Source organism: Streptococcus oralis (assembly GCF_001578945.1).
GTDB lineage: Bacteria > Bacillota > Bacilli > Lactobacillales > Streptococcaceae > Streptococcus > Streptococcus oralis_Q.
In genome coordinates, this window is record NZ_KQ969550.1 from 496,986 (window position 1) to 504,610 (window position 7,625).

6 protein-coding genes and 1 pseudogene are annotated in these 7,625 nt (G+C 33.1%); 1 reads left to right on the forward strand and 6 read right to left on the reverse strand.

The features are described 5' to 3' along the window. Window positions 1-142: 142 nt before the first annotated feature. The 6 genes from SORDD16_RS02245 to SORDD16_RS02270 form a co-directional block, all read right to left on the reverse strand. Window positions 143-2,410 carry an ABC transporter permease gene (locus tag SORDD16_RS02245; protein ID WP_061452201.1) on the reverse strand — a complete coding sequence of 756 codons (2,268 nt, stop codon included), beginning with the start codon at window positions 2,408-2,410 and terminating at the stop codon, window positions 143-145. Then, window positions 2,407-3,084, reverse strand: coding sequence for an ABC transporter ATP-binding protein (locus tag SORDD16_RS02250; protein ID WP_000614114.1), 678 nt, complete (start codon window positions 3,082-3,084; stop codon window positions 2,407-2,409). Before SORDD16_RS02250 ends, SORDD16_RS02245 begins: the two co-directional genes overlap by 4 nt. Window positions 3,085-3,092: 8 nt before the next feature. Then, the gene (locus SORDD16_RS02255; protein ID WP_061452202.1) at window positions 3,093-3,869 is read right to left on the reverse strand and encodes an AAA family ATPase; all 777 of its coding nucleotides are present in this window, start codon (window positions 3,867-3,869) and stop codon (window positions 3,093-3,095) included. Then, window positions 3,869-4,762: an AvrD family protein gene (locus tag SORDD16_RS02260; RefSeq protein WP_061452203.1), complete on the reverse strand. Its 894-nt coding sequence runs from the start codon at window positions 4,760-4,762 to the stop codon at window positions 3,869-3,871. The genes SORDD16_RS02255 and SORDD16_RS02260 overlap by 1 nt, the downstream gene beginning before the upstream one ends. A 98-nt stretch (window positions 4,763-4,860) precedes the next feature. Continuing rightward, entirely contained in the window at window positions 4,861-5,466 is a 606-nt protein-coding gene (locus SORDD16_RS02265) for a response regulator transcription factor (RefSeq protein WP_061452204.1), read from the reverse strand. Beyond that, window positions 5,444-7,210 carry a sensor histidine kinase gene (locus SORDD16_RS02270; RefSeq protein WP_061452205.1) on the reverse strand — a complete coding sequence of 589 codons (1,767 nt, stop codon included), beginning with the start codon at window positions 7,208-7,210 and terminating at the stop codon, window positions 5,444-5,446. The genes SORDD16_RS02265 and SORDD16_RS02270 overlap by 23 nt, the downstream gene beginning before the upstream one ends. Window positions 7,211-7,321: 111 nt before the next feature. Here SORDD16_RS02270 and SORDD16_RS02275 point away from each other — a divergent pair. Beyond that, window positions 7,322-7,603 (forward strand): annotated as a pseudogene (locus SORDD16_RS02275) (tRNA-dihydrouridine synthase); the annotation flags it as partial. Window positions 7,604-7,625: the final 22 nt, after the last annotated feature.

The window sequence follows — 7,625 nt, forward strand, 5'->3', positions numbered from 1 at the left end:
TTGGAGTTTACGGTTTTTTAGTTGCAAAAATTCAAATACTATAATACGTTGAACCAAGACACAAATAGGTAAATTTGGACCTTAGAAATGGTGATTAACAATTATTCATAAATGTCTATAGATTCAATCAGAACTGACTATACTAGTCTACCCCCTTTAGAGCACTAATCATGTCAATCTTTCTCATACGAAGACTAATAAAATAAGCAGTCCCTAAAGATGTAAACCAAACCAATAACGTAGCAGAAGCAAGGACATACATACTGACATAAGCGGTATACTCAATTCGAATCGTCGAAAATGTTGCTACATATTCTTTCAAAAACCATATGCCTAAAGGAATTCCTATTAGCCACCCAATAAAGGTAGTTAGTATAGTCTCAAAAAGAGTTACCATCTGTAGATATTGATTAGAAAAGCCTAATACTTGCAATGTAGCATAGTCTCTCATTCTCTCTACAAAGTTTAAAGAACCCAGATTATAAAGAACAATAATAACAAGTAATAAGGCAAAGCCAATAATCATTAGAAATACACTCATCAAACTAGCTACAAAATCATAGGCATTTTTTTCTTGGCTCCCTTTTTCAATGACAGATAGAACACCTTTATCTTGCTTAATAGTATCTTGATCCACCTCTGACCCAACTAATAAAGTATGTGGAGTAAAATCTCCCCCTGCTTTTTCAAAGACTCTAGCATGAAGATAAGCCCCTTGATTGGTTTCACTTGTGACAATCCCTTTTACTTCAAACTTGTAAGTATGACCATCTTGATAGGGAGTCACATTTAAAAAATCTCCGACTTTAATACCTGCTAAACGGGCAAATGATCTAGTTACATACAAACCATCATCTTTCAAAGAATCAGCACTCTCTGTTTTTGCTTGGATCATATCTCCATCATCAAATATAATCAATAAACGATTGTAGCCATCATCTGGATTAAAATGTGCTTGTGAAATTTGTACACCTTGCCCACCATATCTAGACTTAGAAGATGTATAATCCGCTACGGTCAGTCGTTTTGAATAAGAAAAATCTTCATTGTATGCCTTATCAACAAGATGATTCATGGACACAGGCATACCAATTCCAGCAATCAGTAACATCATACTTCCTGCAACTCCCACGATTCCCATCAAAACTCGAATACGATTAAACGAGGCATCACGAATTGCCCATCTAGAAGGATAAGAAATTCGTTGCCAGATAAAGGAAAATCTTTCCACAAAAACAGATTTAGCAACTTTTTCTTTACCTCTTAAAAATATTGCTGGTAAGCCTCTAGCTGACTCTCTAGAAGCTAAATAGGCAGCTAAAACACAAATAATAATGACTACAATACCAACGACTATTGATGAAGATGAATAAGCGATTTGCCAATTTGGAAGTGTAAACATTGACTTTTGAGTTTCTAGTACAAACCATGACATCAAGGGAGAAATAGCAAAGCCTGCGAAACTTCCTAATAAACTTACTACTAAGCCAAATAAAATATAATGTAAACTGATAGCCTGATTTGAAAAGCCTAAAGCCTTTAATACAGCAATCTCTTTTGTTTGGCCATCAATCAAACGCTGAATGGTTGTAAACATAGCCAAAATAGCTAACAAAATAAAGATAAAAGAAAATAAGTAAGATAAGTTTCTAATTTGTCCAACTCGATCGGTAGCTTCTGATATTTCAGTTAAACTTTTTTGATCTTGATAAGAAACTAAATCGCCCCCCAAAATAGACTCTAAATCTCCTCGCAAATCCATCTTAGAACCGTAAATCTCTAAGGCATTATCTGACGATAAACCCAGAATTCCTTTTACGATTTCATTATCTGCAATATAACCATAGGCATCATTGTCAGGATTTGGAGCTATATATTCCATGCTACCTGTAAAATAAATCTTATCTGTTGCCTGAACAAATCCTACAATTTCTAAATCTATCTGTTTCCCCCTTGATGAAATAGAAATTGAATCTCCAATCTGTAAATGATTCTTCTTCGCATAATTCCCATCAATCCAAATCGAATCTTGTTTTCCTTCAGAAAAAGGACTTCCTTCTGTTACTGTAACCAGTTGATTATCTGTAATCGTTTCAAGATTGATTCGTCCGTCAGTCTTGTCTAAACGAACAATATTAGCAAAGCCTTTCTTTTTACTGACAACTTTTTCAACAGAAGATAATTGTTCAACCTGCTTGATTTTTGATTCATCAATTTGTCTCGCTTGAACCCAAACAACAGGAAGTTCAGATTGTTTCAAATAACTCTCTAGACTCTTTTCAAGTCCATGCCAAGCTCCTTGTAGCCCTACAAAGATTAATACACTTAATAGAGACATCAGAAAAACTGAGAAAAACTGTTGCCAATTTTGCCGAAGATCTCTTAATAATTTTATATGAAGATACCTCATCCCAGCACCTCTTCATTATTCTCTATTTTTTCAATACTTCCATCTTTCAAATATATAACTCGATCTGCAAATTTAGCAAACTCTCTATTATGTGTAACCATTACAACTGCAGCATTACCATTTCTAGAAACTTCCTTCAATAAAGTTAAAATACTATCACCTGTCTTTGAATCTAACGCTCCTGTAGGTTCATCACACAATAATAGACTAGGCTCTTTAGCCAATGCTCGTGCAATTGATACACGTTGCATTTCACCTCCAGAAAGTTGATTAGGAAAATTATTTTTTCTATGAAGTAAACCAACTTGATCTAAATACATATCAATTTCTTTATTGTTTTTCACTAAATTTGCTGCAATACCTATATTCTCCTTGGCTGTTAAACTTGGAACTAAGTTATAAAATTGAAAAACAAAACCAATTTTATCTTTTCGATAAGCAGATAATTCCTTGTCCGTAAACTTTGTTACTAGTTCCTCATCAAATATAAAGGTTCCTGATGTCGCACGATCCATCCCACCAAGTAAATTTAGTAACGTACTTTTCCCTGAACCTGATGGACCTAAAATAACTGTAAATTTCCCTTTCTCAATAGAAAAACTAACTTGATCCAAAGCACGAACTTCTTGCTCTCCTACCTTATAAATCTTACTAATATTTTGAAACTGAATCATACATACTCCTAATATCTTGTCATAAATTTTATTTTTTCCTTTAATGTAGGCTCTTCATACTGTTCTATGATACGTTTAGATACTGCTTCCCTGTTTTCTCGTATAACCTTTTCAGCTAAGGAAATAGCCTCATCTACTGGAACAACTATTGGCAACTCATAATGTTGAATGATCTGATTTAACCGTTCTTCCTGACTACCTTTGACACAATAAGGTGTCAGACCCAAATTCCTATAAACTTCATATAATTCCTCATCTGATAAATTTCGATACTCTTCAGATACTGGTCTATGCCCATCTGGATCCATTGCAAACTCTACTGGTAAATGAACAACATCTGTATACCACAATTTCGCATGATTCTTAGAGACAACCCCATAAGCAGTCAAATATTTTTTGAAAAATCGTCGACCCGGAATACCTAAAATAGATTTCATCAATCGATGAATGAATGCTGATCCTGGATTAATTCCTACCCTCATTCGAACAGTACCGTAAATCCATTCATTCAATACTGAACCATCTGATAGAAAACTTCCATGTTCCTTATATAAAATTCCTTCTGTACGAATTCTCTCCTCAAAACGCTTTAGCCCTAGTGCCATTAATTCAGTTGATGACATGTCCTGAAATCTTCTGCCAGGATATAAATCTGTCAAAATTTCCCTCGCAGACAAAGCGTCGATTAAGGGAAGTCCCGTTGCAATCGAAAGAGCTGTAGCAGTTGTTGTCTTACCTGTAGAATAAGTTCCTGATATGACCAACCTTAATTCTCTATTTCCCATCACTGTCCCCCTCCATCAGGTAATTTTTGAGCTATTTTACTTTTAAAGACTACCTTATGATCTATATCATATCCGGACATTTCGTAGACTTTCCAATGTTCCTCTCTAATTTTTAACAATTTATTTTTTGAAACACTACCACTAAGCTCTACTACTCCGTTCAAAATTGGTGAATTCAAGTCTGCACTCACTTGCTTCATCCACATGGTATTGCTCTCTTCTCGAGATATCTCTTCTATCTGGTAGGCTAACATCTCTGCCATTTGAGAAAAAATAATCAGAAGTTCTAACAAACTATAATAATTCTTTTCTAGACTACCTACACCACCATATTCAATATCTCTGATCAATACCTGCTCTGCTTTACAAGATATACTACTATCCAAAAACTCAACATCGTATATATAATGTTGCCTATCTCTTAAATGAGTTGACAAAAAATCTCTACCTTGTTCTCCTGTAGCAACTATATTTTCCATACATTCTAATAATCGATAGCCTAAACAAACTTTCATATCCATTACCAAACAATCAAATTCAATCACTTGGTTTGTCATTTTGAAATTTTGTAATTCTAATTTTAAATTTACCAATTCTTCTATAGCTTTTATCCCTGACTTTATCTCAAAATGGTTTAGCCTATACTGATTTAGATTCACCCCCATTCTTTTCAGTATTTCACTTCCAAATAAATGCGCTAATACTATTCCATCTAATGTACTCAGGTGCTGCTGTACGATTTCAGATTGTTTACTAGACCACAAACCTTCCTGATAAAGAGACCCAACTCCTTCTAAAATATTTTTCAACTTAACTGCATAAGTAGTTCTCTTATGCCCTCTACCAAAATAACGATTTCTATTATCTCCAAGTAAATAATCTACTGTTAGCATATCCTTCTCCAATCTTTTAAACTGACTCTATCTTAAATAAAAAAAGACAAGAAAGAATCCGTAATTTGCGAAAGCCTTCTTGCCTTTTTAGGTTAAAATTATAAAGATACTAGATTTAATCGAATAGCCTCACGTACAGCCCCAACTCTACTAGTCACTCCCAACTTTGAACAAATATTTGAAACATGGGTATCCACTGTTCTCCTGCTGACAAATAAACTATTTGCTATCTTTTCATTAGAATATTCTTTTACAATAAGTTCCAATACACTTAACTCCGTATCTGTCAATAGATTATTTTCTTGCTTTTCTAACAAACCATCTGGGATAACGTGATTTCCCTTATAAACAGCATAAATTGCACTTTTAACATCCAAATAAGAACTTTCTTTTGGTAAAAAAGCTTGAATCCCAAAATCCATCGCTCTCTTATGTAACAAAGTGTCATAAAACCCCGATAAAAGAACAATCTTGGGAACTGTATTCAGAAATCTATTTATTTGACTAATAACATCAAATGCCGTTACTCCTTTCAGCATAAAATCCATAACTAGCACATCTACCTTTTCATGCTTAAGACAGAGAAGTAAATCTGCTACTTCTGTATAGGAACCAATAATTTTAAAATCATCTTCCTTTGAAAAATAGTTCTCTAACCCTTGTAATACTAAACTGTGGTCATCAATCAAAACCAAACGAATCATTTCCCTTCCCTTCTATAGGTATTCGTATCCTCACACTTGTAGGTTCTATATTTAGCCGAACAGTCCCCCCCAACAAATGAACCTTCTCTACAATTCTATTTAAACCAAAATGATTTTCATTAGACTGATATTTTCCCTTAAAAATACCATCATCTGTAACTTCAATAGATAAAATCTTTTCTTTTGTAGATAAATCTACAGTAATTTCTCTAGCATTCCCATGAAGAATACTATTATTTACTAGTTCTTTAACTGTCCTTAATACAAACGTGCTCACTTTATTATTAACTTTTTCTTCGTCTATTGAAAAATTTGTCATAATTGAAACAGTTTCCATCTTCATGAATTGGTTTAATATACTAGTAATAGATTCTTTCAACCCTAATTCATGCACCATTAAAGGATAAATATTGGAACATAAATCCCTTAATTCAAAGACAATATCATCCAACATCTCTAATAAGGCTCCTCTATTAATTTGTTCACTAATTTCTAACTGCTTTTTATAATAAATGACCTTCTGAATTGTAGTATCATGTATAAACGTTGCAATTTCTTCCCTCTCCAATTCAGTCGCTACAAAAGTATGAAAACCACTAAAGATTTCCTCCATTGTATGGCTAATCAACATCATCTTCCTTATTTCAGGTAACAAAGCTAGCGAAAAAAGAAAAGCATAAAGAATGAAAAGAATTGTAGAAAATTCTCTTAATAACAGACTAAAAAGAATAATTAGACTAGTAAAAAAAACGGCAAATATCAAGTTATATATGAATGGATTCCACTTCCAACCAACATATATCAATCGTTCTAGTATCAAGTTATTCACAATAGAGAACAAAATAAGTAATAATAGAGGAATACTATAAATAAACGAAACTTCATTACCAATCGGAAAAATATATCCAAAAAATAAAGGAAATAAGGCAAGAACTGCTAAGAATAGGGTGTGAATTGGCAACATTTTTCTTCTCTGATAGTAATTTATAAGCATCTTTAACAGTAGAATAACTAAAAATAAAAATACTAAATAAAATACTCCTCTAGAAAAAAAGATGGTCAAAAAATCAATAGGCTGTATAAGATTATAAACATACAAAAGTTGAATTATGAGTGAATAGCCCAGTATAATACGAGAAAAGTTAGAAATTGTTGAACCTTTTATCTTCAAGACTAACACTCTAATGAAGATATCCATGAATAATGGAAATAAAGTCAAGTATAAAATTAATAGACTACGACCAAATACATCTCCTATACTTGATGGAATAATCGATAATAACATCAGACTAGTGTAAATAATAAAATAAAAATATCGTTTCCCAGTTTTCCCTCTACTTCTGCCTTTTATATATAATCGAAATAACAATATAATCAGAAAAGCAATGATGGATAAAACAAGAAAGATAATTTGGCTTGATTTTTCAGCTTCTACTATTAAAATCTTTGAAATTCCTTGATCTAATATTGTCACCGAATGAAGCGGTTCAACAATTAAAAATCGAGATAATAAAAAATTACTACCTGGATTATTCCCGTCGATTTGTATAATAGATGCACCTATTATTTCTTGATGATTTGAAAAGCTTCCCAGATTATGGACTTGTCTAACTATCCATTCATTATCATGTTTATCTGCAGTGATTCCGCTATATGTTCGGTTATATACCACAAATGAAAAATAAATAAAGAAAACAAATAACAAAAGCAAATAAAATCGAAACGTCTTTGACTTCATTCTCATTAAATCTCCATATTTCACTTGATGTTTATTCTACCATTTTTTTATTCAATAAGACAAGTTTTATAGTTAAATTTATCCTTTTTTTATTTTGAGATATAACTGATATAATCATCTGCCACGGGAAATCCCTACCTCTTTAACCAGATCAACCATTACTTTGAAACAGGCGAAATTCTCCCTGATTTGACCTTCGAGGACAAGATGAAGATCGCTTATGAACACTTGAAACGCCTCATTGACCTTAAAGATGAACACATCGCAGTCCGTGAGTTTCGTGGACTTGCCCCTCATTACCTCCGTGGAACATCTGGCGCTGCTAAACTCCGTGGAGCCATCTCCCAAGCCAGCACCCTAGCAGAGATTGAAACCCTCTTGCAATTAGACAAAGCATAGTAGAAAAAACCGTAACTCGCTT

Bases quoted from the DNA above. Each gene is read 5' to 3' on its own strand.
- SORDD16_RS02260 (WP_061452203.1), bottom strand. From the start codon at position 4,762: ATGCTAACAGTAGATTATTTACTTGGAGATAATAGAAATCGTTATTTT.
- SORDD16_RS02245 (WP_061452201.1), bottom strand. From the start codon at position 2,410: ATGAGGTATCTTCATATAAAATTATTAAGAGATCTTCGGCAAAATTGG.
- SORDD16_RS02255 (WP_061452202.1), bottom strand. From the start codon at position 3,869: ATGGGAAATAGAGAATTAAGGTTGGTCATATCAGGAACTTATTCTACA.
- SORDD16_RS02270 (WP_061452205.1), bottom strand. From the start codon at position 7,210: ATGAGAATGAAGTCAAAGACGTTTCGATTTTATTTGCTTTTGTTATTT.
- SORDD16_RS02265 (WP_061452204.1), bottom strand. From the start codon at position 5,466: ATGATTCGTTTGGTTTTGATTGATGACCACAGTTTAGTATTACAAGGG.
- SORDD16_RS02250 (WP_000614114.1), bottom strand. From the start codon at position 3,084: ATGATTCAGTTTCAAAATATTAGTAAGATTTATAAGGTAGGAGAGCAA.